The sequence below is a fragment of the Pseudomonas versuta genome (assembly GCF_001294575.1).
Classification (GTDB): Bacteria; Pseudomonadota; Gammaproteobacteria; order Pseudomonadales; family Pseudomonadaceae; genus Aquipseudomonas; species Aquipseudomonas versuta.
The window spans coordinates 4,839,720-4,862,689 of record NZ_CP012676.1 but is presented as its reverse complement, the minus strand read 5'-3'; the positions used below and the strand labels follow the sequence as shown (position 1 = coordinate 4,862,689).

Genomic DNA, 22,970 nt, shown 5'->3' with positions numbered 1-22,970 from the left:
AATATAGGGTTTGCCTTGAAGATCACTCGGCAAACCTGAAGGAACCTCGCTGATGAGTACATTTTTCAAGCCTCTGGCCTGGGCATTGCCCATTGTCATGTTGCTGGCCGGATGCAATGGCTCCGATAAGGATGCCGACAAGGACGCCACAAAACCGGAGCCCCACACCACTTACAAAAAAGCTGACTTCAGTGCCCTGCCGCCAGTCACGGGCACTGACCTGCAAAGCGGGTTTGCCTCATGGCGCAGTGCCTGTATCCGGCTCAAGGCCGACCCCAATTGGGGCAGCGTGTGCAGCGATGCCGCCACCTTGAGCGCCAGCCCGAGCGTAGAGCAAATCAGTAGCTTTCTGCAGACCCATCTCGATGTGTATAGCCTGCGTTCGGCTGAAGGCAGTGAAGACGGGTTGATCACCGGCTATTACGAACCGGTATACCCCGGAAGCCTGAAACCCACTCAAGCCGCCAATGTGCCGATTTACGGCGTTCCGTCCGACCTGATTGTGGTCAACCTGGACAGCATCTACCCCGAGCTCAAGGGCAAGCGCCTGCGCGGGCGCCTTGAAGGGCGCGTGCTCAAACCTTACGACACCGCCGAAACCATCAACAGCAAAGGCTTGAATGCTCCGGTGCTGGCATGGCTGACCGACCCGATGGACCTGCAGTTTCTGCAAATCCAGGGCTCGGGCCGGGTACAGCTCGACAATGGTCGCCAACTGCGCATCGGCTATGCCGACCAGAACGGCCATCCGTACAAGCCCATTGGCCGCTGGCTGGTTGAGCAAGGCGAGCTGAAAAAAGAAGACGTGACCATGAGTACCATCCACGCCTGGGCGATGATGCACCCGGAGCGGGTACACGAAATGCTGGCCAGCAACCCCAGCTATGTGTTTTTCACCCAGAACCCCGACAGCACCGAAGGTCCGCGCGGCTCGCTGAATGTCCCGCTTACGGCCGGCTACAGCGTGGCAGTGGATCGCAAGGTAATCCCGCTGGGTAGCCTGTTGTGGTTGTCGACCACCCAGGCCGACGGCCAGCCCATCGTGCGTCCGGTTGCCGCCCAGGACACCGGCGGTGCAATTGCCGGTGAAGTCCGGGCGGACTTCTTCGTCGGCACTGGCCCCCAGGCCGGGCAAATAGCGGGTGACATGAAGCAGAAGGGCAATATCTGGCTGCTGTGGCCCAAAGGCGCAGCGTTGCCGCAGTAACGTGGCGTAACTCTGTAGGAGCGAGCTTGCTCGCGAGCGCTTCAACATGATCGCGAACAGCTCGCTCCTACAGGTTCAGCCTGAACTCACATCGACACAAAAAAGAAGCTGACCACCAGCCCCATGCCGATGAACCAGACAATCGAGCGCATCATCGCCCAGTCCGCCAGGTAGCAAATGATGTACAGCAGGCGACTGGTAACAAACAGCACCGCCAGCACATCGATGGTCACTGGCTGCGCATTGCCCACGATATCGGCAATGATCACGGCGGCGGCAAACGCCGGTGTCACTTCAAAGCTATTGAGCTGGGCGCTGTGGGCGCGCTTGGCAAATCCTTGCAGACCGTCGAGAAACGTACGTGGATCATGGTTCTGACTGGGCCCGAATTTGCCGTCGCTGAACTTGGCAAAGGCGGTACAGACATAGGGCAGGCAGAGGGCAATCAGTACACACCAGAAGGCAACCGTCATTGGAATTTCCTTTTTAGAGTTTCATCACGAGCATGCCGATCAGCACCAGCCCACAGGCTAAGAGCCTCGGCCCACCAAAAGGTTCTTTGAGGTAACGCATACCGAACAGCACCACCAGAATCACACTGACTTCGCGCAAGGCGGCGGCCTCGGCAATCGAGCCCAACTGCATGGCCCACAACACCAGCCCATAGCTGGCCAGTACACAAACCCCCACTGCCACACCCAAACGCCATTGCGTTCGCCAAAACAGGGTAAACGCGGATCGCCTGCGGGTCAGCGCCAGCAACGGGAACGGCCAGGCGCTGATCAGCGTCACCCACACCAGATAATCCAGCGGGTGCGACCAGCGGCGCAGGGCCTGACCATCAAGAAAGGTATAGCAGCCAATGCACAGGCCAATCAGTGCAACCACGGGCAACAGTGACCACGGCAGCCGATCACCGCCGCCGCCCTGCCACAACAGACAGGCCATACCACAGGGGATCAGCAAGATACCGATGATTTGCTGCCCGGTGAGGGCTTCGCCGGCAAACGTCAGGGTCAACCCCAGCACCACCAGTGGCGAGAGACCGCGCATCAAGGGGTACACCAACCCCAGGTCACCTACCCGATACGCGCGAATCAACAGCACCCGGTAAAGCAGCTCGAACACAGCAGATGCCAGAATCCACGGCCAGATTTCCACGGGTGGAAATGTCACGAACCCCACCAGCGCCGCAACCAGTAGCAGTGCAACGGTGTCCATACACGCAATCACCAGCAAACGTTCGCCACTGAACTTGATCAAGGTATTCCAGATCGCATGCAAGACCGCCGCGATCAATACCAACGTCGTTGCCAGCACCGTTACCTCCTTTATTTTTATGGAACGGCATCTTTTTATACGGTAATCATGACTGCGCAGCGAATATGTGTCGCTGCAAGGTGCTTTTTCATCAAACAAGACCCGACCCGATCAAGGTCTCTACTTACTCCCGCCACCACAGGATCCCGGATGCTTGAACTTGTAGCTGCGTTTATCTGCCTGACTTCACTGCTGACGTACGTGAATTTCCGTTTTATCGGCCTGCCGCCAACAATTGGCGTAATGGTCACCGCCCTCATGTTTTCCCTGCTGCTGCAAGGCTTGAGTTTTATTGGCTACCCCGGCCTGGAAGAGCGCGTGCAGGAGCTGATCGGCCAGATCGATTTCGGCGATCTGCTGATGAACTGGATGCTTTCCTTCCTGCTGTTTGCCGGTGCCCTGCACGTAAACTTCAACGACGTGCGCAGCTACCGCTGGCCAATCGGCCTGCTGGCCACCGTCGGCGTGCTGATTGCCACCACCGTGATCGGCAGCCTGGCGTACTGGATCTTCGGCCTGTTTGGATGGCATATCAGTTTCCTGTACTGCCTGCTGTTCGGCGCCCTGATTTCGCCTACCGACCCGATTGCCGTGCTTGGCGTGCTGCGTACCGCCAACGCGTCCAAACCGTTGAAAACCACCATCGTCGGCGAGTCGCTGTTCAATGACGGTACGGCCGTTGTGGTGTTCACCGTATTGCTGGGCATTGTGCAACTGGGCGAAACCCCGAGCCTGGGCGCCACTGCAATGCTGTTTGCCCACGAAGCCATTGGCGGCGTGGTGTTCGGTGGTTTGATCGGTTATCTGGTCTATCGAATGATCAAGAGCATCGAGCAGTACCAGATCGAAGTGATGCTGACCCTGGCGCTGGTGATTGGCGGCTCAGCCATGGCCAGTGAACTGCACGTGTCGGCGCCGATTGCGATGGTGGTGGCCGGTCTGATTATCGGCAACCTGGGCCGCAACAAGGCCATGAACGAGATGACACGTCGCTACATGGACGGTTTTTGGGAGCTGCTCGATGACATGCTCAACGCGCTGCTGTTTGCCCTGATCGGCATGGAACTGCTGTTATTGCCGTTCTCGTGGCTGCACTTGCTGGCAGCAAGCGTACTGGCCCTGGCCATTCTGCTCTCGCGCCTGCTGACTGTGGCCCCGGCCATTGTCCTGCTGCGCCGCTGGCGTACGGTGCCCCGCGGCACCATCCGCATCCTGACCTGGGGCGGCTTGCGCGGCGGGGTTTCGGTCGCACTGGCACTGGCCTTGCCACTGGGCCCGGAACGCGACCTGATCCTGAGTATCACCTACATCGTGGTGCTGTCGTCGATCCTGTTCCAGGGGTTGACCATCGGCAAACTGGTCAAACATGTGACCAAGGATGCGCCAGCTCCGGTCGGGACTGATTGCGCACACTGATCTGGAATCCACAACCGCACCTCCTGCCCCGGCAGCGACCACCAAACTGCCGGGAACCTCTTCCCGGCAGTTCCTGCAAGCTTGGCTACACTCTTTTTCCTAATGCCTGAGAGCATAAAACGTAAAGGAGAAAGGGATGAGTACTTCTGCTGGCTATGCACCGCCCAGGCGCCATACAGGCGCCTACATCATGATTGTTACTGCATTGATCGCCCTGGCCATTACGGCATGGCGATTTTTCACGCCATTGTCGGGCGTTACCGGCTCCGGCGGCTCAATGACAACCATGCTGGGCGAATTCGTTCTGTTCATTCTTGGCCTGCTGCTGATCAAGTATGAGTTCGGGGGACTCAGAAAACTGTTCGTGATTCTGAGCTGGCTCGGGGTCCTCGGGACGCTTCTTGGCGCGATCCTCTTGCACGGGTGGTGGACTGCCATTGTTCTGGTGGTGTGCGCCGCAGGTGTGATCATCGAATCATTCTGCGCCAAGCCAACAAGGAGCGCGTGACATGGATAAAGTAAAAAAACATCTTTTCACGGCACCGGTCATCTGCATGCTCGCGGGTATTTCAACCGCACACGCCGACACCGCTTATGTAGTGCCCACGCCCCTGCTGGCGCCATCCAGTATCTCCGCCGAAGACGCCAGAATCCCCTTGCCCAATGGCAAGGAGTGGGACTCGTTTCATGGCCAGTTAAGCTCGCAAAAGTATTCGCCGCTGAACCAGATCAATAAGGACAACGTCGGAAAACTGACCAAGGTTTGGCAGTATTTCACCGGCGACATGTCCGACGGGACCGGTAAAACACCGGCCACTGTATGGTCCGCCACCCCGATTTTTGCCAATGACACGTTGTATGTCGGTACGCCTTTTTACCGGATCATTGCCCTTGAGCCCGAGACCGGTAAAGAAAAGTGGAGCTATGACACCAAGTCGCCGTTAGTGGCCCTCACCCAGCCGGCCTTGAAGTCCCGCGGCGTCGCCTACTGGCAGGAAAAAAACCCGCAACCCGGCGTTGCCTGCCAGAAGGTCGTCTACCTGGGGAACATGACCGCGCAGTTGTTTGCAGTGGATGCCGATACCGGTAAACCCTGCGAAAACTTCGGCAAAAACGGTGTGGTTGATATCAACCAATGGAACAAACTCAACGCCAAATGGCCGCTGTCGGTGCTGCAACCGCCGACCGTTATCGGTGACAAGCTGATCGTCGGCTGGGCCGGCAAGGACTGGGAGTATGAGGTCGAGTCACCCGGCTCGCTGTTTGCTCTGAACGCCCGTACCGGCGAGCTGGAGTGGGAGTTCAAACCGATTCCCGATGATGAGGCCGGCAACACCGGTACCGCCAACATCTGGACGGCCATGTCTTACGACGCGGCACTCGGCCTGCTGTACATCCCGGTCTCCTCGCCCTCACCCAACTACTGGGGCGGCAACCGCCCAAAAGCGATTCCTTTAGGGACTTCAACTACCGCGCTGGATATCAATACGGGCAAGGTCGTATGGTCCCGTCAGTGGGTTCACCACGACTTGTGGGACTACGATATCAACTCGGCCCCGACCCTGATGGACATCACCGTCGATGGCAAACCTGTAGCCGCGCTGGTTCAAGCGACCAAAATGGGCTTCCTGTTCACCGTTGACCGCCGCACCGGTGAAGACGTGTGGCCGATTGAGGAGCGCCCTGTACCCAAAGGCGATGCAGAGGGCGAAGTCTACTCACCCACACAACCCTTCCCGACCAAACCTGCTCCGTTGCTGGACCAGTCCAAGAAGCCCGCTATCTGGAAAATCGCCGATATTGTCGGCCTTGGCCAGTGTTCAAAAATGTGGGACGGCCTGGAATACAACGGCATGTACTCGCCACCTTCGACCAAAGGTAACGGCGTACTGGCCTACCCGGACAGTGCCGGTGGCGTGCAATGGGGTGGCGTAGCGTTCGACCCGGTCAGCCAGGTGGCGGTGGTTAACACCTCGCACATCGTGCAGATGATCAAGCTGTGGGATCGCGCGTCGTACGACAAACAACCCAAAGACTCAGGCAACGAAAACGGCTTCTATCCACAGATCGGCGCACCCTATGGCATGTCCTTGCTGAACGCGCAGAACTGGGCCGGCATGCCGTGCTGGGCGCCGCCTTTCGGTGAAATCGTCGCTATCGACATGCACACCGGTGATGTGAAGTGGCGTCGTCCGATGGGCGCGGTGCAGCAGTATGGCTGGTACATGCCTGAGAGCATGGGCTCGCCAACCATCGGCGGACCGGCAATCACAGCCGGTGGCGTGGTGTTTATTGGTGCCTCGATGGATGCCAAGGTCCGTGCCTACTCCCTGGATGACGGCAAGGAACTGTGGTCGGACAACGTCATGGCCCCTGCAGTCGCCAACCCCGCGGTGTATGAGTACAAAGGCCGGCAATATGTGGCGTTTGTCGCGGGCGGCAACTCCATCATGAAAGACCAGGTGGGCGATCAAGTGGTGGTGTACGCACTGCCCAAATGATGCGGGACTCCCACAGGGTCTGACAGACCTTGTGGGAGCTGGCTTGCCAACGATGCCAGCAACCGGGTCGGCGGGATTGATCGCGGTGATGCTATCGCCGCCAAGCCGGCTCCCACAGGTTATGAATTTCCCCCCTGCAACCGCTGCAACTGTTCGCCGGCCCGTTCGGCGAACAGCTCCAGCAACCCCTCCAGCGTATGCGCCGGTGCTTCATCGGCACGGGTCACTGCATACAGCGTAATCGGCAACGCAGGACTCAACGGACGAATCAGGGTACTCGCCGGTGATGCACCCAGCGCCGTGAACGGATCAATCACCGCCAACCCCGCTCCCGACTCCACCATCGCTCGCGCCAGCGAATACGTTTGCACCGCAATGCTGATACGCGGCGGCGGCTCAATGGTTTTCAGATAACTGTCCAGACGCGCGAACAACGGGTCGGCATTGCTCAGGCCGATCAACGGCGCATCTGCCAGTTCATGCAGCGCCAGCGCAACCCCCTCACTCTCATCCGGCCAGTAGCCCCGCGGCGCCAACGCGACCAATACGCCGTGGGCCAACGCCCGGGCCTGGAGCCCTGGATGGTCAGGCAGCTTGAATGTCAGGGCCACGTCCAGCTCGCGCATCAACAGGTTCTGCACCAATTCCCGGCTATGGGCACTGGCCAGTTCACAGCTGATGTCCGGGTAACGCCGGGTCCATTCACTGATCACCGGCGGCAATAACGACAGGGCCAACGCCGGCGTACTGCCGATCCGCAACCGGTGCCCGGGCGAACGGCGCAGGCTCTCGGCCAATCGCTGTACGCCTTGCAGGCTCTCACTGACCTTCTCCACTTCGCGCTCCAGCAGCAGCGCTTCAGGGGTAGGCTGGAGTTTGCCGCGCACCCGTAGAAACAAGGGAAACCCCAGCTGCAATTCTGCATGCTGCAGCACCTTGCTCACCGCAGGTTGCGAGACGTGCAGCAATTGCGCGGCCGCACTGATTGAACCGGTTTGACGGATAGCCTGAAAAATTTCGATATGTCGCAAGCGCATGGCGTCAGTCCATAACCTTTGTTTATGGGTAAGGCATCTTTAATCATTGTTCAGCGCCTGTCACCTGCCCCTAATCTGAGCCCGAACAACATTGGGCTAAGGACTGACATGGGACAGCGGGTTTGCATCATCGGCGGTGGCGTTATCGGGCTGGCAACGGCGTATGCGCTGGTGCGCGACGGCTTTGAAGTGAGCGTGATCGAAGCCCGGCCAACGCTCGGCAGTCAGACCAGCTTCGCCAATGGCGGCCAGCTTTCCTACCGCTATGTGGCACCACTGGCCGATGCCGGGGTGCCCTGGCAGGCGATGGGCTGGATGCTGCGCAGTGACTCGCCACTCAAGTTGCGACCACGCATGGACCCGGCTCAATGGCGCTGGATGGCGTCATTTATCGCGGCGTGCCGGGGCTCGGTGAATCAGCGCAATGGCGCGCACTTGCTGCGCCTGGCACTCCTGAGCCAGACCACCTTGCAGCAATGGCGCGAAGAAGATCAATTAAGCGGTTTTGAATGGCGGTGCAACGGCAAGCTGGTGACCTTCCGCAACCCGGGCAGCTTCGACAAGGCGCGGGCCAAAGTTGCCCACAGTTCATTTCAACAAGCACTGTCTGCAAGCGAATGCGCAACCCTTGAGCCAGGCCTGAAGGACTCGGCGTTTATCGGCGGCATCTATACCCCCGGCGAGGAAGTCGGCGATTGCCATGGGTTCTGCCAACAGTTGCTCGCCCATCTGCAAGCGAGCGGGCGCTGCACCTTTTTGCTGGGGAAAACCGTCACCCGTATCCATCACGCCAACGGCGCAGTCAGTGCCGTACAAATGGGCGATGAGCATTTGCCTGTTGATCAACTGGTGCTCGCAGCAGGGCACAACAGCCCGGCCCTGAGCTTGCCGGGGTTGAACTTGCCGCTCTACCCGCTCAAGGGCTACAGCCTGACCCTGCCCCTGAGCGACCCGCAAAAAGCGCCGAACGCGAGCATCACCGATTACGACCGCAAGATCGTCTACGCCCGTATTGGCGAGCAATTACGGATTGCTGCCATGGTCGACATCGTCGGTTTCGACGCCTCCCTGGACCCCAGGCGCCTGGCGCAAATGCGCCAACTGGCCGCCAGCACCTTCCCTGATGCCGGCAACTATGACGACGCCATCGAGTGGGCTGGCATGCGCCCTGCAACACCCAGCGGAGTGCCGATCCTCGGCGCCAGCGGGTATCGCAACCTCTGGCTCAACCTGGGTCATGGCGCGCTGGGCTTCACACTGGCCTGTGGCAGCGCACGCCTGTTAAGCGAACTGATAGGTCAACGCAATACCTCCATCGACATGCAGGGCCTCTGCGCCTGACCGTATAACTCAACCAACAAGGAATTCCCCGATGACGATTCACCGCCTCAACAGCAATGACCGTTTAAGCGCCGCGGCGACCTTTGAGGCGCTGGTATTTTTGTCGGGGCAGGTTCCCACCCAAAGCACAGACATTAGTGCCCAGACTCAAGAAGTGCTCGCCAAGATCGACGCATTGCTGGCCGAGACCGGCAGCGACAAGGACCACATCCTCAACGCCACGATTTACCTGCAAAACATTGAACGCGACTTTGCGGCCATGAACGCCGTGTGGTCGGCCTGGCTGTCGGCGGGCAAGGCGCCGACTCGCACCACGCTGCAAGCCGAACTGGCGCGGCCTCAGGTGCTGGTAGAAATCAGTGTGATTGCTGTTCGTCGCTAACCCGTTTGAAACCGGAGAATAAAAAGATGAAAAAACTCACTTTGATCAGTTGCACGCTGGGCCTTTTGCTCAGCCACTCACTGCACGCCAGCGAAGCGCCATTTCAGGGCACGCTGAAGAAAATTGCCGATTCGGGGACCATTACCCTGGGTTATCGCGACGCCTCGGTACCGTTCTCATACGTAGGCGACAACAGCGGCAAGCCGATGGGCTATTCGGTGGAGCTGGCGAACAAGATCGTCGAGCGCATTCAACAGCAATTGGGCGACAACCCGTTAAAGGTCAAATACAACCTGGTGACCTCGCAAACCCGCATCCCGCTGGTGCAAAACGGCACCGTCGACCTGGAATGCGGGTCCACGGGGGTGACCGCCGAGCGGCAAAAACAGGTGGCGTTCTCGTACGGGTTTATTTACGTCAAAGGCCAGTTGTTGACCGCCAAGGACAGTGGCATCAAAGGCTTTGATGACTTGCGCGACAAAAATGTGGTGACCACGGCCGGCACCACCAATGAGCGTTTTATCAAAAGCTACAACGCTGACCACAAGATGAACATGCAAGTCATCAGCGCCAAGGATCACGGCGAAGCGTTCAAGATGCTGGAAACGGGTCGGGCCGCTGCTTTCTATATGGACGACGCGCTGCTTTACGGCGAGCGCGCCAAAGCCCGCGACCCGCACCACTGGATCGTGGTGGGCGACGAACAATCACGGGAAATTTACAGCTGCATGGTGCGCAAGGACGACCCGCAGTTGCTCGCCGTGGTGAACCGCACGTTGGCCGACCTGTATCAATCCGGGGAAATCACCGGCATCTACCAGCGCTGGTTCGAACAGCCAATCCCGCCCAATGGCTTGAATCTCGAATTCCCCATGACCGCCGAGTTGAAGCAGATCATTGCCACCCCGGTGAGTGACCCGGTGAAGTAGAGGCCAGGGTCAGGATGCCCAGGGCGACTTGCGGATGATCTCGACGAAGTTCAGCGGCTTGAAACCCGGGTCGCTGTCCACCAGTACGTCGGCGTTGACCGTGCCAAACGTGGTTAGCGGACGATGCTTAAAACCGTTGGCGAAGGCGCAGAGAATGCATTCCTTGAAGCCCTCGCCACGGGGGTGGGCATGGACCACGGCTTCGCGTTGCGCGGCCGGGAACGCCGCGTAGTCGATGCCCAGTACGTCCATTTCAACCCCCGCCGTCACCAGCGCCACGTTCGGACGCAAGTGGTGCGGTACGCCAGGCGTGGTGTGCAAGGCAATGGCTAACCACACTTGTTCCACATCGTCAGCGCTCAGGCCAAACGGCTTCATGAAGGCTTTGGCGCTGTTGGCGCTGTCCACTTCAAAGCGCTCGTCGTCTGTACGGTGACCTTCGACCAGACCCAGATCGTGGAACATTGCCCCCACGTAAAGCAGCTCCGGGTCATAGGCCAGTTGCTTGCGCTGCCCGCTCAGGGCACCAAACAGAAATACTCGACGCGAATGGTTGTAGAGCAGATCGGACTCGACGTCACGGATGTATTCGGTGGCGGCTTTGGCCAGGGCGCTGTCCGGGATGACGATGCCTGCGATGGTCTGACTCATGACGAACTCCTCGAGCGAGCGCCGGGATGGCGCCATGGCATTGAGTGTGGGCGCCTGCCTCAATGGCAACAATCAACCCGCAGTGGCGATTCGTGCCAATCAGGTCGCAATGCAGGCCATCGCCTTGCGCGGGCTTGTCCACATCCCTGGACTGCGGTATTTCATCTCGTACACACCTGACGGCCAACTCTGATGACCCTGAACGTAGCATTGATCGTTTTCCCCGGCGTGCAGGCGCTGGACGTGACCGGGCCAATGGATGTGTTTGCCGAAGCCAATGTTTTTCTGCCTCCCGACAAGCAATACCGGCTTGAAGTACTGGGGCTGGATACGGGCTTGCTGAGGTGCTCGAACGGTCTGTCGATTCAGGCTCACCGGCATTTCACTGAGGCCCGGAGCAGCTATGACCTGGTGCTGTGCACAGGGGGCCCGGCCCTGCCCGGGGAGGATTTCGGCACCGACTTTTACACCTGGCTGCGCAAGCTCTGCCGTCAGTCGCGACGCTTTGGTTCGATCTGCAATGGCGCACTGATGCTAGCCCGCACCGGATTGCTGGACGGTCGCCGCGTCACCACCCACTGGAGTGATGTTGCCACCCTCGCCCGCCTGTGCCCCGGCGCAGTGCTTGAGGCCGATCGTTTGTATGTGCAGGACGACAATCTGTACACCTCGGCCGGAGTCACTGCGGGGATCGACCTGTCGCTCTATGTCTTGACTCAGGATCACGGCCCGCAAGTGGCGCTGAATGTAGCCAGGCGACTGGTGGTATTTACCCAGCGTTCAGGCGGGCAGTCGCAGTTCAGCCCGTTTCTGACCGCCGCCGCCCACACCGATTCACCGGTTGCGGCGGTACAACGCTTTGTACTGGAGAATTTGCGCACGGATCTGACCATCGCCGAGCTGTCGCAGGCGGCGGCGATGAGCCCGCGAAATTTCTCGCGGGTGTTTGCCCGGGAGACAGGGATCACCCCCGCGCAATTCGTGGAAGGGGCCCGGGTGGACGCCGCCCGGGCGATGCTGGAAAACGCCGCTCTGGCGCTCAAGACGGTGGCTTACGAATGCGGCTTTCGCGATGCCCATCACATGCGCAGCGTATTTATGCGCCGGCTGGGAGTGTCACCGCAGCAGTTCCGGCTGAATTTTTCGGCAATGGTGTAGCCGCTGGGGCTGCCTTTACGGGAGCCGGCTTGCCAGCTCCCGAATGCACGGAATCAGAAGTCGCCCCACAACTGCTGGGCCACGGCCAAAGCCACAACCGGCGCAGTTTCGGTACGCAGGACCCGTGGGCCAAGGCGCGCAGGCTGGAAACCGCTCGCCTGGGCCTGGTCGATTTCGTTATCGGTCAACCCGCCTTCAGGGCCAATCAAAAAGGCCAGACGCCCGGGTTTGGCGTGGCTGGCCAGCGGCTCGGACACCGGGTGCAGCACCAGCTTGAGGTCCGCCTCGGTGGTTTTGATCCACTCGCTGAGCAACACCGGCGGGTGAATGACCGGCACCCGTGAACGACCGCACTGCTCGCACGCGCTGATCGCCACCTGGCGCCAGTGCGACAGTCGCTTCTCGGCACGCTCGTCCTTGAGCCGCACTTCGCAGCGCTCACTCATGATCGGAGTGATTTCGCTGACCCCCAGTTCGGTGGCCTTTTGAATCGCCCAGTCCATGCGCTCGCCACGGGACAAGCCCTGGCCCAGATGAATGGCCAGCGGTGATTCGACTTGCCCGGCAAAGGTTTCATCGAGCAGCACGCGTACACGCTTTTTGCCGACTTCCAGCAAACGCCCGGTGAACTCATGCCCCGAGCCGTCGAATACCTGCAGGGCATCGCCCTCGGCCATACGCAGCACGCGACCAATGTAATGCGCCTGGGCTTCAGGCAGTTCGTGCTCACCGAGGCTCAAAGGTGCATCGATAAAGAAGCGGGACAATCTCATGTAGGTTCTCTGAAAATTAAATGACTTATCTAGCCGCTGCCCAAGGCTGCGATGGGTTGCACAGCGACCCCGTTTTAAAAACGAAGGCCCTTGTCGCAGCCTGCGGCAGCGGCTACAAAACAGGGCTTAGCCGGGGTCACGGAAATCGGGATGGAAGTTCGACGGTACGGCCACGCTGATATCACTGCGGGTCGCGATGTCGATCCCTTCGCTGGCCACTTCAGCCAGAAAGTCGATCTGCTCCGGGGTAATCACGTAAGGCGGCAAGAAATACACCACGCTGCCCAATGGACGCAACAAGGCGCCGCGTTCCAGTGCGTGCTGGAAGACTTTCAGGCCGCGTCGCTCCTGCCATGGGTAAGCGGTTTTGCTGGCTTTGTCCTGGACCATTTCAATGGCCAGCACCATACCCGTCTGACGCACTTCCGAGACGTGGGGGTGGTCGACCAGGTGCGCTGTCGCGCTGGCCATGCGTTGAGCCAGGGCCTTGTTGTTCTCGATCACGTTGTCCTGTTCGAAGATATCCAGAGTCGCCAGAGCAGCCGCGCAGGCCAGCGGATTACCCGTGTAGCTGTGGGAATGCAGGAAGGCGCGCAAGGTCGGGTAATCGTCGTAGAACGCGCTGTACACCTCGTCGGTGGTCACGCAAACAGCCAGCGGCAAGTAGCCACCGGTCAGCGCCTTGGACAGGCACAGGAAGTCCGGCGTGATCCCGGCCTGCTCGCAGGCGAACATGGTGCCGGTACGGCCAAAGCCCACCGCAATTTCGTCGAGGATCAGGTGTACGCCATAACGGTCACAGGCGTCACGCAGCAGGGTCAGGTACAGCGGGTGGTACATCCGCATGCCGCCCGCGCCCTGAATCAGCGGCTCGACAATCACCGCAGCCACAGTCTCGTGGTTCTCGGCGAGCGTCTGTTCCATGGCCAGAAACATCGTGCGCGAATGTTCTTCCCAGCTCACGCCCTCGGGGCGCAGGTAGCAATCGGGGCTCGGGACTTTAATGGTGTCGAGCAACAGCGCTTTGTAGGTTTCGGTGAATAACGGCACGTCACCCACCGACATCGCCGCCATGGTTTCTCCGTGGTAGCTGTTGGTCAGGGTCACGAAGCGCTTCTTTTCCGGCTGGCCGCGGTTCAGCCAATAGTGAAAGCTCATCTTGAGTGAGACTTCGATACACGACGAGCCGTTGTCCGCGTAAAAGCAGCGGGTCAGACCTTCGGGTGTCATCTTGACCAGACGCTCGGACAGCTCAATCACTGGCTGGTGGCTGAAGCCTGCAAGAATCACATGCTCAAGCTGGTCAACCTGATCCTTGATGCGCTGGCTGATCCGCGGGTTGCAATGGCCAAACACGTTGACCCACCACGAACTCACTGCATCCAGATAACGTTTGCCTTCGAAGTCTTCCAGCCACACGCCTTCGCCGCGCTTGATCGGAATCAGCGGCAGCTGTTCGTGATCTTTCATTTGGGTGCAGGGGTGCCATAAAACGGCAAGGTCGCGCTGCATCCACTGATTATTCAGGCCCATATCCACTCTCCTGGCGCTGGCTCCCGGCGTGTGCGGGCAAACAATCGCGCAAGCCTATGCAATGCGCGAGCGTGTAACAACCCATTACTCCTAACCAGAGCACGGGTATTGAACTTAGAGACGCTCGCGGGCATACATGAGCGACATAAAACATCGTTAACGTTTGCTTAACTTTCCACTCTCAGGCTACTGATCGTATTTATCGATGCCTTACAGCAAATAAATGCGCTTTCATTCGATAGGTAAATCATTAGTCTTAGGCGCAAGTTCCCACAGGATGTCGGCAATGCAGCTACGTAACTCGTCTTCCCGCTATGGTGCAGTCAGCATTTTCATGCATTGGTCTGTTGCGCTGGCGGTGTTCGGTTTGTTTGCGCTGGGCTTGTGGATGGTCGGCCTCGACTACTACAGCCCATGGCGCAAGGAAGCACCGGACTTGCATAAAAGCATTGGTCTGACGCTGTTCGCAGTCATGTTGCTGCGGGTCGTGTGGCGCTGGATCAGCCCTGCTCCGCCAGCACTGGACAGCTACAGCCGGGCAACGCGCATTGGCGCAAAACTCGGTCATGGTTTCCTGTATCTGGGGTTGTTTGCGGTGATGATTGCCGGGTACCTGATTTCGACTGCCGAAGGTGTCGGCATTCCGGTGTTCGGTCTGTTTGAAGTACCCGCACTGATTTCCAGCTTGCCCGATCAGGCCGATGTGGCCGGTGTCGTGCATCTGTGGCTGGCGTGGGCCGTGGTGATTTTTGCCGGATTGCATGGCCTGATTGCCTTGAAACACCACTTTATCGATCGTGATGCGACCCTGATTCGTATGCTGGGACGCAAAGCCTGATGCTCAACCTCAACTCAAAAGGAATAGAACGCATGTTGAAAAAGACCCTCGCTGCACTGGCTCTCGGTACTGCCCTGCTGACTGCCGGCCAGGCCATGGCGGCTGACTACACCATCGACAAGGAAGGCCAGCATGCTTTCATCGACTGGAAGATCAGCCACCTGGGCTACAGCTTCATTCACGGTACTTTCAAGGACTGGAGCGGTACTTTTTCGTGGGATGCGGACAAGCCTGCAGACAGCAAAATTGACGTCACCCTGAAAACCGCCAGCCTGTTCTCCAACCACGCTGAACGTGACAAGCACATCGCCAGCAAGGATTTCCTGGACGTGAGCAAGTACCCGGACGCGACCTTCAAGTCGACCAAAGTGGTGTCGACCGGCGAAAAAACTGCTGACGTGACCGGCGATCTGACCCTGCACGGCGTGACCAAGCCAGTAACGTTCAAAGCCACGTTCAATGGCGAAGGCAAGGATCCATGGGGCGGCGAACGCGCTGGCTTCAACGCGACCACCACCATCAACCTGAACGACTTCGGCATCAAAGGCCCGGGCCCTACATCCCAGACTCTGGACCTGGACATCTCGCTCGAAGGCGTGAAAGCCAAGTAACCGCGCTTTCATACGGCTAAAAAAACGCCCCGGCTCGCAAGAGCCGGGGCGTTTTTTTGTACGGAGTAAACCTTGTGGGAGCTGGCTTGCCGGCGATGCAAACGATGCGGTCTGCAGGTTAAACCCTGTTGATGCATTCGCCGGCAAGCCGGCTCCCACAATGGCCGTGAGAATAAAGACGCTCGCTCCTGCAGGACCTGCCAGACGCGCATAAAAAAATGCCCCCGATCTCGCAATCGGGGGCATTTTTCAGACGGTGCTAACTCAGCGGTTACGAGTCAGCAGCGCTGGCTTCTCGCCACGAGGACGGTTCGGCAGTTGATCCAGCTGCTCAGGTGTCGGGAAGCGATCGCTTTTCGACTCCTTGTGCATGATCTTCGGCTGGTTCTCGCGTGGGCCTTTAACCGCTGGCTCTTGACGAGCATCGTCACGGGCCGGACGGTTTTCGCGACGGGCCTGACCATCACGCGGAGCACCACTGCGTGGGCCGCTGCGCTTGGCTGGCGGTGTGCCAGTGCTGGCGCCGCTGCCGGTACGCGGACCGTTCTGGCGGCCCTGTGGAGCACCACCGGTACGCGCAGCAGGTGCTGCACCGGTGCCCGCAGCAGGAGCGCCCGGACGGCGACCACGGCTCTGGTTGTTCTTGTTCTGGTACGGGCTGACGTAATCAGCGCGGTTACCAAAGTTATCTACATCGTCATCACGAAACTCGTCCGGCGCACGGTTGGCGTCCGAACGCGGCGCTGGCTGACGCTGTTCGCGGGCAGGTTGAGCTTCGCGTGGCTTTTGCTCACGAGCAGGACGCTCGCCGCGAGCGGCTGCCGGCTTTTCCTTGCTCTTTTCCTTGCCCTTGTCTTTACGACCACCGCCACCACCCGGGGTACCCGGACCGTCGCCACGTGGACCGCGAGGCGGGTTGCGCGGGTTACGCACATCCGGACGCTCACGCACTTCAGGCTTTTCGGCTTCTACGGTGCTGGAGTCAAAACCCATCAGGTCGCCATCAGCGATTTTCTGGCGGGTCATGCGCTCGATGCTTTTCAGCAGTTTTTCTTCGTCCGGAGCGACCAGCGAGATCGCCTCGCCCGAACGACCGGCACGGCCCGTACGGCCGATACGGTGAACGTAATCTTCATCGACGTTTGGCAGCTCGAAGTTGACCACGTGTGGCAGCTGATCGATATCCAGACCGCGAGCGGCGATATCGGTGGCTACCAGAATGCGTACGGCACCGGCCTTGAAGTCGGCCAGGGCTTTGGTCCGCGCGTTCTGGCTCTTGTTACCGTGGATGGCCACAGCGCTGAGGCCGTGCTTGTCCAGGTACTCGGCCAGACGGTTGGCACCGTGCTTGGTACGGGTGAAGACCAGTACCTGTTCCCAGGCGCCTGCCGTGATCAAGTGCGCCAGCAAGGCACGCTTGTGAGTGGCGGGCAGACGGAAAACGCGCTGTTCGATGCGCTCCACCGTGGTGTTCGGCGGCGTCACTTCGATGCGTTCCGGGTTGCGCAGCAGCTTGCCGGCCAGATCGGTGATGTCCTTGGAGAACGTCGCCGAAAACAGCAGGTTCTGACGCTTGGACGGCAGACGCGCGAGGACTTTTTTCACGTCATGGACGAAGCCCATGTCGAGCATCCGGTCGGCTTCATCAAGCACCAGAATTTCAACGTGGGACAGGTCAACGCTGCCTTGGCCGGCCAGATCGAGCAAACGACCCGGGCAGGCAACCAGTACGTCGACACCACGGGCCAGGGCTTGAACCTGAGGGTTCGTGCCGACACCGCCAAAGACGCAAGCACTGACGAACTTCAAGTCGCGGGCATAGAGCTTGAAGCTCTCATGCACCTGGGCGGCGAGTTCGCGAGTAGGAGTCAGGACCAGCACGCGTGGTTGGCGTGGGCCGTGGCGCTGGGATTTGTCCGGGTGGCCATTGGGAAACAGCTTTTCCAGAATCGGAAGAGCGAAGCCGCCGGTTTTGCCAGTACCTGTCTGAGCCGCAACCATCAGGTCGCGACCTTGCAACACGGCGGGAATGGCCCGCTGTTGCACCGGAGTAGGCTCGGTATAGCCCGCAGCTTCAATGGCGCGGACTAAAGCCTCGGAGAGACCGAGGGAAGCAAAGGACATGAGTAATCCTGTTCTAGTTAGGGCTTGGCCCAAAGGGATAGTCTTGCCTGGCGTGAATGGCGTTTAAGGTGACGCAATCCCGTCCGGTCCTGCTCCAGTCCTGAAGGCTCATTCAAACAGCTCGCGCGGGCTGAAAGCTGCGCTGTAGCGGGGTTGAATGCCTTGTACAAGGACGAGCGGCCGGGCGTAAGCCTGGCGGAAAGCCCGGAGTATAACAGAGCAATCACGGCGCGCCGATTTCATGCTGCTGAACGGCTTTCGATAGCTGTACGGCACCTAACCTGTAGGAGCGAGCTTGCTCGCGAGCTCTGCGTTGCTGCTTTTAAAAAGCTCGCTCCTACAGTAGTACGGGTGTCAGCGAGGCAGCTTGAGGTTGTTCCAGATCGCCAGGCTAGGCTCGGCCTGGTTCAGGGTGTAGAAGTGCAAACCCGGTGCGCCGCCGACGAGAAGGCGTTCGCACATTTCGCTGATCACCTGTTCGCCAAAGGCCTGAATGCTCTGGATGTCGTCACCGTAGGCTTCCAGCTGCTTGCGAATCCAGCGCGGGATTTCAGCGCCACAGGCGTCAGAGAAGCGCGCCAGCTTGCTGTAGTTGGTGATTGGCATGATGCCCGGCACGATCGGGATCGTGACGCCAGCAGCCCGCACACGCTCGACAAAACGGAAGTAGCTGTCGGCGTTGAAGAAATACTGGGTGATCGCACTGTCGGCGCCAGCGTGGGCCTTGCGCACGAAGTTGTTGATATCGTCTTCGAAGTTGCGCGCTTGCGGGTGCATTTCAGGGTAGGCCGCCACTTCGATATGGAAGTGATCGGCGGTCTCTTCACGAATGAAGCTCACCAGGTCATTGGCATAACGCAGCTCGCCACTGGCCATGCCCATGCCCGAAGGCAGGTCGCCACGCAGCGCAACAATGCGCTTGATGCCTGCAGCTTTGTACTGGGTCAGCAGGCCACGCAAGTCAGCCTTGCTGTCACCCACGCATGACAAATGCGGGGCGGCAGGTACTTTTACTTCGCTCTCCAGTTGCAGCACGGTATTGATCGTGCGGTCACGGGTAGAGCCACCGGCACCATAGGTGCAGGAGAAAAAATCCGGGTTGTAGGTCGCCAGCTGGCGAGCCGTATTCATCAGTTTTTCATGCCCAGCATCGGTCTTGGTCGGGAAAAACTCGAAGCTGTAACGACGGTCTTGAGACATAGTCAAATCCTTGGCAATACGAAAGCCGGACGCATCCCCGGCAGGAGCAGGCTTGCCAGCGCGGGCAAGCCCGCTTCCCCCGGGGAAGCGGACAGTCTGATCAATCAGTAGCGGTAAGCATCCGGCTTGAACGGGCCTTCGACGGTAACGCCGATGTAGTCAGCCTGTTGCTTGGTCAGTTGCGTTACTACGCCACCGAAGCCGCGAACCATTTCCAGGGCCACTTCTTCGTCGAGCTTCTTAGGCAGCACTTCTACAGTCAGGCGCTCGGCTTGCAGCTCGGCTGGCAGATCAGCGTATTTCTGGGCGAACAGGAAGATCTGTGCCAGAACCTGGTTGGCAAACGAACCGTCCATGATGCGGCTCGGGTGACCTGTGGCGTTGCCCAGGTTAACCAGACGGCCTTCGGCCAGCAGGATCAGGTAGTCGTCGTTCTGCGGGTCGAATTCGCCCAGGCCAGTACGGTGAACCTTGTGAACCTGTGGCTTCACTTCTTCCCATGCCCAGTTTTTGCGCATGAAAGCGGTGTCGATTTCGTTGTCGAAGTGACCGATGTTGCACACCACGGCGCGTTTTTTCAGCGCAGCCAGCATGTTCTTGTCGCACACGTTGACGTTACCGGTGGTGGTCACGATCAGGTCGATCTTGCCCAGCAGCGCAGCGTCGATGCTGGCGGCAGTGCCGTCGTTCTGGCCATTGATGAATGGCGAAACCACTTCGAAACCGTCCATGCAGGCTTGCATGGCGCAGATCGGGTCGATTTCCGAAACCTTGACGATCATGCCTTCCTGACGCAGGGACTGAGACGAGCCCTTGCCCACGTCGCCGTAGCCGATCACCAGCGCTTGCTTGCCGGACAACAGGTGGTCAGTACCACGCTTGATGGCATCGTTCAGGCTATGACGGCAGCCGTACTTGTTGTCGTTTTTGCTTTTGGTCACCGAGTCGTTGACGTTGATCGCAGGGATCATCAGCTCGCCTTTGGCCAGCATGTCCAGCAGACGGTGTACGCCAGTGGTGGTTTCTTCCGTCACGCCGTGGATCTTTTTCAGCATGTCCGGGTATTTCTTGTGCAGCAGCTCGGTCAGGTCGCCGCCGTCGTCGAGGATCATGTTGGCATCCCAAGGCGCGCCATCTTTAAGGATGGTTTGCTCAAGGCACCACTCGTACTCTTCTTCAGTCTCGCCTTTCCAGGCAAATACCGGGATGCCGGCAGCAGCGATAGCGGCAGCGGCCTGATCCTGAGTCGAGAAGATGTTGCACGAGGACCAACGCACTTCGGCACCCAGGGCAACCAGGGTTTCGATCAGCACGGCAGTCTGGATGGTCATGTGAATGCAGCCCAGAATCTTCGCGCCCTTGAGCGGTTGTTCTGCTGCATAGCGGCGACGCAGACCCATCAGAGCCGGCATTTCGGACTCGGCGATGAAGGTTTCGCGGCGGCCCCATTGGGCCAGGGACATATCAGCGACTTTATAGTCGGTAAAACCTGCAGGCGTGTTTACAGCGCTCATCAAGAGCCTCCATTCGTTTAATCGCGAATGGGCGCCGTTGTGCGTTTAGTGCCTGAACAGGGAGCCCTGAACAAACAACGCCCCATCCGAGCCTGACAGGTTGAACCTGCTGCAGCGCCCCTCGGACAGGTGGCGGGAACGGTACTGGGTAAATATGACCGTTTTGAAGCGGGGGTGATTATAGCCATCCGTGCCCTGGTTCCCAAGGATTTATCCAAGGCTTTTTCATTTGCTTAATCGAGACCATAGTCCAAGGTTAATAGAGCTAAGGGCCGTGGTCTGACATCATGTCCGGCATCTAAGGCAAGACGGTCAGGAGCGAATATGAATTTTCACACCCGCAAATGGGTTAAACCCGAAGACCTCAACCCCAACGGCACCCTGTTCGGCGGCAGCCTGTTGCGCTGGATCGACGAAGAAGCGGCGATCTACGCCATCGTGCAATTGGGCAACCAGCGTGTAGTGACCAAGTACATCTCCGAAATCAACTTTGTCAGCGCTTCGCGCCAGGGCGACATCATCGAACTGGGCATCACTGCCACTGCGTTCGGCCGCACCTCGATCACCCTGACCTGCGAAGTGCGCAACAAGATCACCCGCAAAAGTATCCTGACCGTCGACAAAATGGTCTTCGTCAACCTGGGTGAAGACGGCTTGCCATCCCCCCACGGCCGCACCGAGATCAAATACGTCAAAGACCAGTTTCAGGATGACACTCTGGCCTGACCAGACATCGGGCCATGTGGGAGCCGGCTTGTCGGCGAATGCATCGTCAATACCGCATCGCTGGCAAGCCAGCTCCCACCTGTCATGCCTCAACCCTGAGTGAACAGCTTGCAACCGCGCGTGTCGTACGCTTACACATGCTTACGGTGACGAGCCCCAATGGACACTCAAAAAAGCGGCAAGACCCCCAACCTGTCGGCTGAAGAAGAGCACGACGTCACTAAAAACCAGCCACCCCGGGCCGCCGTACTGCACGAAATCATTCGCGTGCAGGGCGATCTGGAACTGGAGCGCAGCATCGCCGCGCTGTTCTGGTCGGCCCTTGCTGCAGGACTGACCATGGGCCTGTCGTTGATGGCCATGGGCTTACTCAACTCGCGCCTGCCCAGCGGTGAAGCCTTCAAGGTCATCGCCAGCTTCGGTTACTGCGCAGGCTTTTTGGCCGTCATCCTGTCGCGCCAGCAGCTATTCACCGAAAACACCCTTACCGCCGTGCTGCCGATCATGAGCAAGCCCACGCTCAATAATTTCGGGCGCCTGTTCCGGCTGTGGGCAGTGGTGCTGGTGGGCAATCTGATGGGCACGCTGCTGGTTGCCTACGCAATGCTGCACCTGCCGATTTTCGATAACCAGACCGACAAGGCCTTTCTTGAAATCGGGCGCAAGGTCATGGAAAACGACGCCCGCCAGATGTTCTCCAAAGGCATTATCTCGGGCTGGATGATTGCCACCATGGTGTGGATGATCCCGTCGATGGAAAGCGCCAAGATGTGGATCATCATCCTCATCACTTACCTGATGGCGCTGGGTGACTTCACTCACATCGTGGTCGGTACGGCAGAAGTGTCGTATCTGGTATTTGCCGGCGAACTGCCGTGGAAAGACTTCTGGCTGATATTCGCCGGCCCGACCCTGGCCGGCAACATCATCGGCGGCAGTTTTATTTTCGCCCTGATCAGCCACGCCCAAATCCGCAGCGATACCAAAAAACCGCAAAAACCCTGAGCCAAATCCTGTAGGAGCGAGCTTTTTCAACGCAGCAACGCAGAGCTCGCTCCTACGGGCATCAGGGCTAGATCACGTAGTGCGCGATGGCCACAAAGTGCAGCAGGCTGCCGGCAATCACGAACAGGTGCCAAATGCCGTGGGCATGGCGCAGACGGTGATCCAGCGCAAAAAAGATAATCCCCACGGTGTACATCACCCCGCCCGTGGCCAGCCAGATAAAGCCGGCGGTACCCAGCGCCGCCAGCAACGGCTTGACTGCCACCAGTACAATCCAGCCCATTACTGCGTAAATCACAATGGACAGAATGCGCGCTTCGGAGCGCGGCTTGATCTCTTGCAACATGCCGATCACCGCCATGCCCCAGACAATGCCGAACAACGACCAGCCCCAGGGCCCATGCAGCGTGACCAGGCAAAACGGGGTGTAACTGCCGGCGATCAACAGGTAAATCGACAGGTGATCAAACTTCTGCATGATCACCTTAGAACGCCCGCGCACGCTGTGGTACACGGTTGACACGCTGTACAGCAACACCAGCGTCACGCCATAAATCGCCACACTTATTATCTTCTGCGGGCTGCCGTCCAGAGACGCCATCACCAGCAACCAGATACTCCCTGCCGCCGCCAGGACCGCGCCCACCAGGTGGGTCCAGGCATTGAATTTTTCACCGTGATACATGTGCAACATCCTCAAGATC

General features: G+C 59.0%; 23 protein-coding genes and 1 riboswitch. Of the genes, 13 read left to right on the top strand and 10 right to left on the bottom strand.

Annotated elements, in window-relative coordinates; genetic code table 11:
• Positions 1 to 52 precede the first annotated feature (52 nt).
• Positions 53 to 1,207: a murein transglycosylase A gene (gene mltA / locus AOC04_RS21830; protein WP_060696622.1), complete on the top strand. Its 1,155-nt coding sequence runs from the start codon at positions 53 to 55 to the stop codon at positions 1,205 to 1,207.
• Between the two features lie 86 nt (positions 1,208 to 1,293).
• Here mltA and AOC04_RS21825 read toward each other — a convergent pair whose 3' ends face one another.
• Together AOC04_RS21825 and AOC04_RS21820 are read right to left on the bottom strand one after the other, a co-directional pair.
• Complete coding sequence (locus AOC04_RS21825) at positions 1,294 to 1,680, bottom strand: MAPEG family protein (RefSeq protein WP_060696621.1); 387 nt, start codon at positions 1,678 to 1,680, stop codon at positions 1,294 to 1,296.
• 13 nt (positions 1,681 to 1,693) lie between these two features.
• The gene (locus tag AOC04_RS21820) at positions 1,694 to 2,527 is read right to left on the bottom strand and encodes a DMT family transporter (protein ID WP_060696620.1); all 834 of its coding nucleotides are present in this window, start codon (positions 2,525 to 2,527) and stop codon (positions 1,694 to 1,696) included.
• A 150-nt stretch (positions 2,528 to 2,677) separates the two neighbouring features.
• Here AOC04_RS21820 and AOC04_RS21815 point away from each other — a divergent pair, with 150 nt between their 5' ends.
• The 3 genes from AOC04_RS21815 (at position 2,678) to AOC04_RS21805 (ending at position 6,444) form a co-directional block, all read left to right on the top strand.
• Positions 2,678 to 3,943: a cation:proton antiporter gene (locus AOC04_RS21815; protein WP_060696619.1), complete on the top strand. Its 1,266-nt coding sequence runs from the start codon at positions 2,678 to 2,680 to the stop codon at positions 3,941 to 3,943.
• A gap of 136 nt (positions 3,944 to 4,079) precedes the next feature.
• On the top strand, positions 4,080 to 4,451 hold the full coding sequence (locus AOC04_RS21810) for a hypothetical protein (protein WP_060696618.1): 372 nt from the start codon (positions 4,080 to 4,082) through the stop codon (positions 4,449 to 4,451).
• 1 nt (position 4,452) lies between these two features.
• Complete coding sequence (locus tag AOC04_RS21805) at positions 4,453 to 6,444, top strand: pyrroloquinoline quinone-dependent dehydrogenase (RefSeq protein ID WP_060696617.1); 1,992 nt, start codon at positions 4,453 to 4,455, stop codon at positions 6,442 to 6,444.
• 119 nt (positions 6,445 to 6,563) lie between these two features.
• Here AOC04_RS21805 and AOC04_RS21800 read toward each other — a convergent pair whose 3' ends face one another.
• Positions 6,564 to 7,481, bottom strand: a complete 918-nt coding sequence (locus AOC04_RS21800; protein ID WP_060696616.1) for a LysR family transcriptional regulator — start codon at positions 7,479 to 7,481, stop codon at positions 6,564 to 6,566.
• Positions 7,482 to 7,589: 108 nt separating this feature from the next.
• Here AOC04_RS21800 and AOC04_RS21795 point away from each other — a divergent pair, with 108 nt between their 5' ends.
• From AOC04_RS21795 to AOC04_RS21785, 3 genes are read left to right on the top strand one after another with little or no spacing between them, the layout of a single operon-like run.
• A complete protein-coding gene (locus AOC04_RS21795) occupies positions 7,590 to 8,822 on the top strand; it encodes a D-amino acid dehydrogenase (protein WP_060696615.1) in 1,233 nt (410 codons plus the stop codon).
• Positions 8,823 to 8,853: 31 nt separating this feature from the next.
• Positions 8,854 to 9,204, top strand: a complete 351-nt coding sequence (locus tag AOC04_RS21790) for a RidA family protein (protein WP_060696614.1) — start codon at positions 8,854 to 8,856, stop codon at positions 9,202 to 9,204.
• 26 nt (positions 9,205 to 9,230) lie between these two features.
• Entirely contained in the window at positions 9,231 to 10,133 is a 903-nt protein-coding gene (locus AOC04_RS21785; protein ID WP_060696613.1) for a transporter substrate-binding domain-containing protein, read from the top strand.
• A gap of 9 nt (positions 10,134 to 10,142) precedes the next feature.
• On the opposite strand, the gene AOC04_RS21780 is transcribed toward AOC04_RS21785, so the two are convergent.
• Positions 10,143 to 10,784 carry an HD domain-containing protein gene (locus AOC04_RS21780; protein ID WP_060696612.1) on the bottom strand — a complete coding sequence of 214 codons (642 nt, stop codon included), beginning with the start codon at positions 10,782 to 10,784 and terminating at the stop codon, positions 10,143 to 10,145.
• On the opposite strand from AOC04_RS21780, the gene AOC04_RS21775 reads away from it, so the two are divergent.
• Together AOC04_RS21775 and AOC04_RS21770 are read left to right on the top strand one after the other, a co-directional pair.
• Positions 10,783 to 10,977, top strand: a complete 195-nt coding sequence (locus AOC04_RS21775; RefSeq protein WP_060696611.1) for a hypothetical protein — start codon at positions 10,783 to 10,785, stop codon at positions 10,975 to 10,977. The two genes, AOC04_RS21780 and AOC04_RS21775, sit on opposite strands and share 2 nt — an antisense overlap.
• Positions 10,977 to 11,942: a GlxA family transcriptional regulator gene (locus tag AOC04_RS21770; RefSeq protein WP_060696610.1), complete on the top strand. Its 966-nt coding sequence runs from the start codon at positions 10,977 to 10,979 to the stop codon at positions 11,940 to 11,942. Before AOC04_RS21775 ends, AOC04_RS21770 begins: the two co-directional genes overlap by 1 nt.
• 53 nt (positions 11,943 to 11,995) lie before the next feature.
• Here AOC04_RS21770 and AOC04_RS21765 read toward each other — a convergent pair whose 3' ends face one another.
• Both AOC04_RS21765 and AOC04_RS21760 read right to left on the bottom strand, forming a co-directional pair.
• The gene (locus tag AOC04_RS21765; protein ID WP_060696609.1) at positions 11,996 to 12,715 is read right to left on the bottom strand and encodes a 16S rRNA (uracil(1498)-N(3))-methyltransferase; all 720 of its coding nucleotides are present in this window, start codon (positions 12,713 to 12,715) and stop codon (positions 11,996 to 11,998) included.
• 126 nt (positions 12,716 to 12,841) lie between these two features.
• Complete coding sequence (locus AOC04_RS21760; RefSeq protein WP_060696608.1) at positions 12,842 to 14,248, bottom strand: adenosylmethionine--8-amino-7-oxononanoate transaminase; 1,407 nt, start codon at positions 14,246 to 14,248, stop codon at positions 12,842 to 12,844.
• A 286-nt stretch (positions 14,249 to 14,534) separates the two neighbouring features.
• Between AOC04_RS21760 and AOC04_RS21755 the strand changes: the two genes are divergently transcribed.
• Positions 14,535 to 15,086 (top strand): cytochrome b, encoded by a 552-nt coding sequence (locus AOC04_RS21755; protein WP_060696607.1) that lies wholly within the window; start codon positions 14,535 to 14,537, stop codon positions 15,084 to 15,086.
• Between the two features lie 32 nt (positions 15,087 to 15,118).
• Entirely contained in the window at positions 15,119 to 15,697 is a 579-nt protein-coding gene (locus AOC04_RS21750; RefSeq protein ID WP_060696606.1) for a YceI family protein, read from the top strand.
• A gap of 264 nt (positions 15,698 to 15,961) precedes the next feature.
• Here AOC04_RS21750 and AOC04_RS21745 read toward each other — a convergent pair whose 3' ends face one another.
• From AOC04_RS21745 to ahcY, 3 genes are all read right to left on the bottom strand, one after another.
• A complete protein-coding gene (locus AOC04_RS21745; protein ID WP_060696605.1) occupies positions 15,962 to 17,821 on the bottom strand; it encodes an RNA helicase RhlE2 in 1,860 nt (619 codons plus the stop codon).
• Positions 17,822 to 18,175: 354 nt separating this feature from the next.
• The gene (gene metF / locus AOC04_RS21740; RefSeq protein ID WP_060696604.1) at positions 18,176 to 19,021 is read right to left on the bottom strand and encodes a methylenetetrahydrofolate reductase [NAD(P)H]; all 846 of its coding nucleotides are present in this window, start codon (positions 19,019 to 19,021) and stop codon (positions 18,176 to 18,178) included.
• A gap of 104 nt (positions 19,022 to 19,125) precedes the next feature.
• Positions 19,126 to 20,535, bottom strand: a complete 1,410-nt coding sequence (ahcY, locus tag AOC04_RS21735) for an adenosylhomocysteinase (RefSeq protein WP_060696603.1) — start codon at positions 20,533 to 20,535, stop codon at positions 19,126 to 19,128.
• A 22-nt stretch (positions 20,536 to 20,557) separates the two neighbouring features.
• Positions 20,558 to 20,664: riboswitch (S-adenosyl-L-homocysteine riboswitch) on the bottom strand.
• A gap of 195 nt (positions 20,665 to 20,859) precedes the next feature.
• On the opposite strand from ahcY, the gene AOC04_RS21730 reads away from it, so the two are divergent.
• Positions 20,860 to 21,261 (top strand): acyl-CoA thioesterase, encoded by a 402-nt coding sequence (locus tag AOC04_RS21730; RefSeq protein ID WP_060696602.1) that lies wholly within the window; start codon positions 20,860 to 20,862, stop codon positions 21,259 to 21,261.
• A gap of 159 nt (positions 21,262 to 21,420) precedes the next feature.
• Positions 21,421 to 22,266 carry a formate/nitrite transporter family protein gene (locus AOC04_RS21725; RefSeq protein ID WP_060696601.1) on the top strand — a complete coding sequence of 282 codons (846 nt, stop codon included), beginning with the start codon at positions 21,421 to 21,423 and terminating at the stop codon, positions 22,264 to 22,266.
• 67 nt (positions 22,267 to 22,333) lie between these two features.
• Here AOC04_RS21725 and trhA read toward each other — a convergent pair whose 3' ends face one another.
• Positions 22,334 to 22,951: a PAQR family membrane homeostasis protein TrhA gene (gene trhA, locus AOC04_RS21720; protein WP_060696600.1), complete on the bottom strand. Its 618-nt coding sequence runs from the start codon at positions 22,949 to 22,951 to the stop codon at positions 22,334 to 22,336.
• Positions 22,952 to 22,970 lie beyond the last annotated feature (19 nt).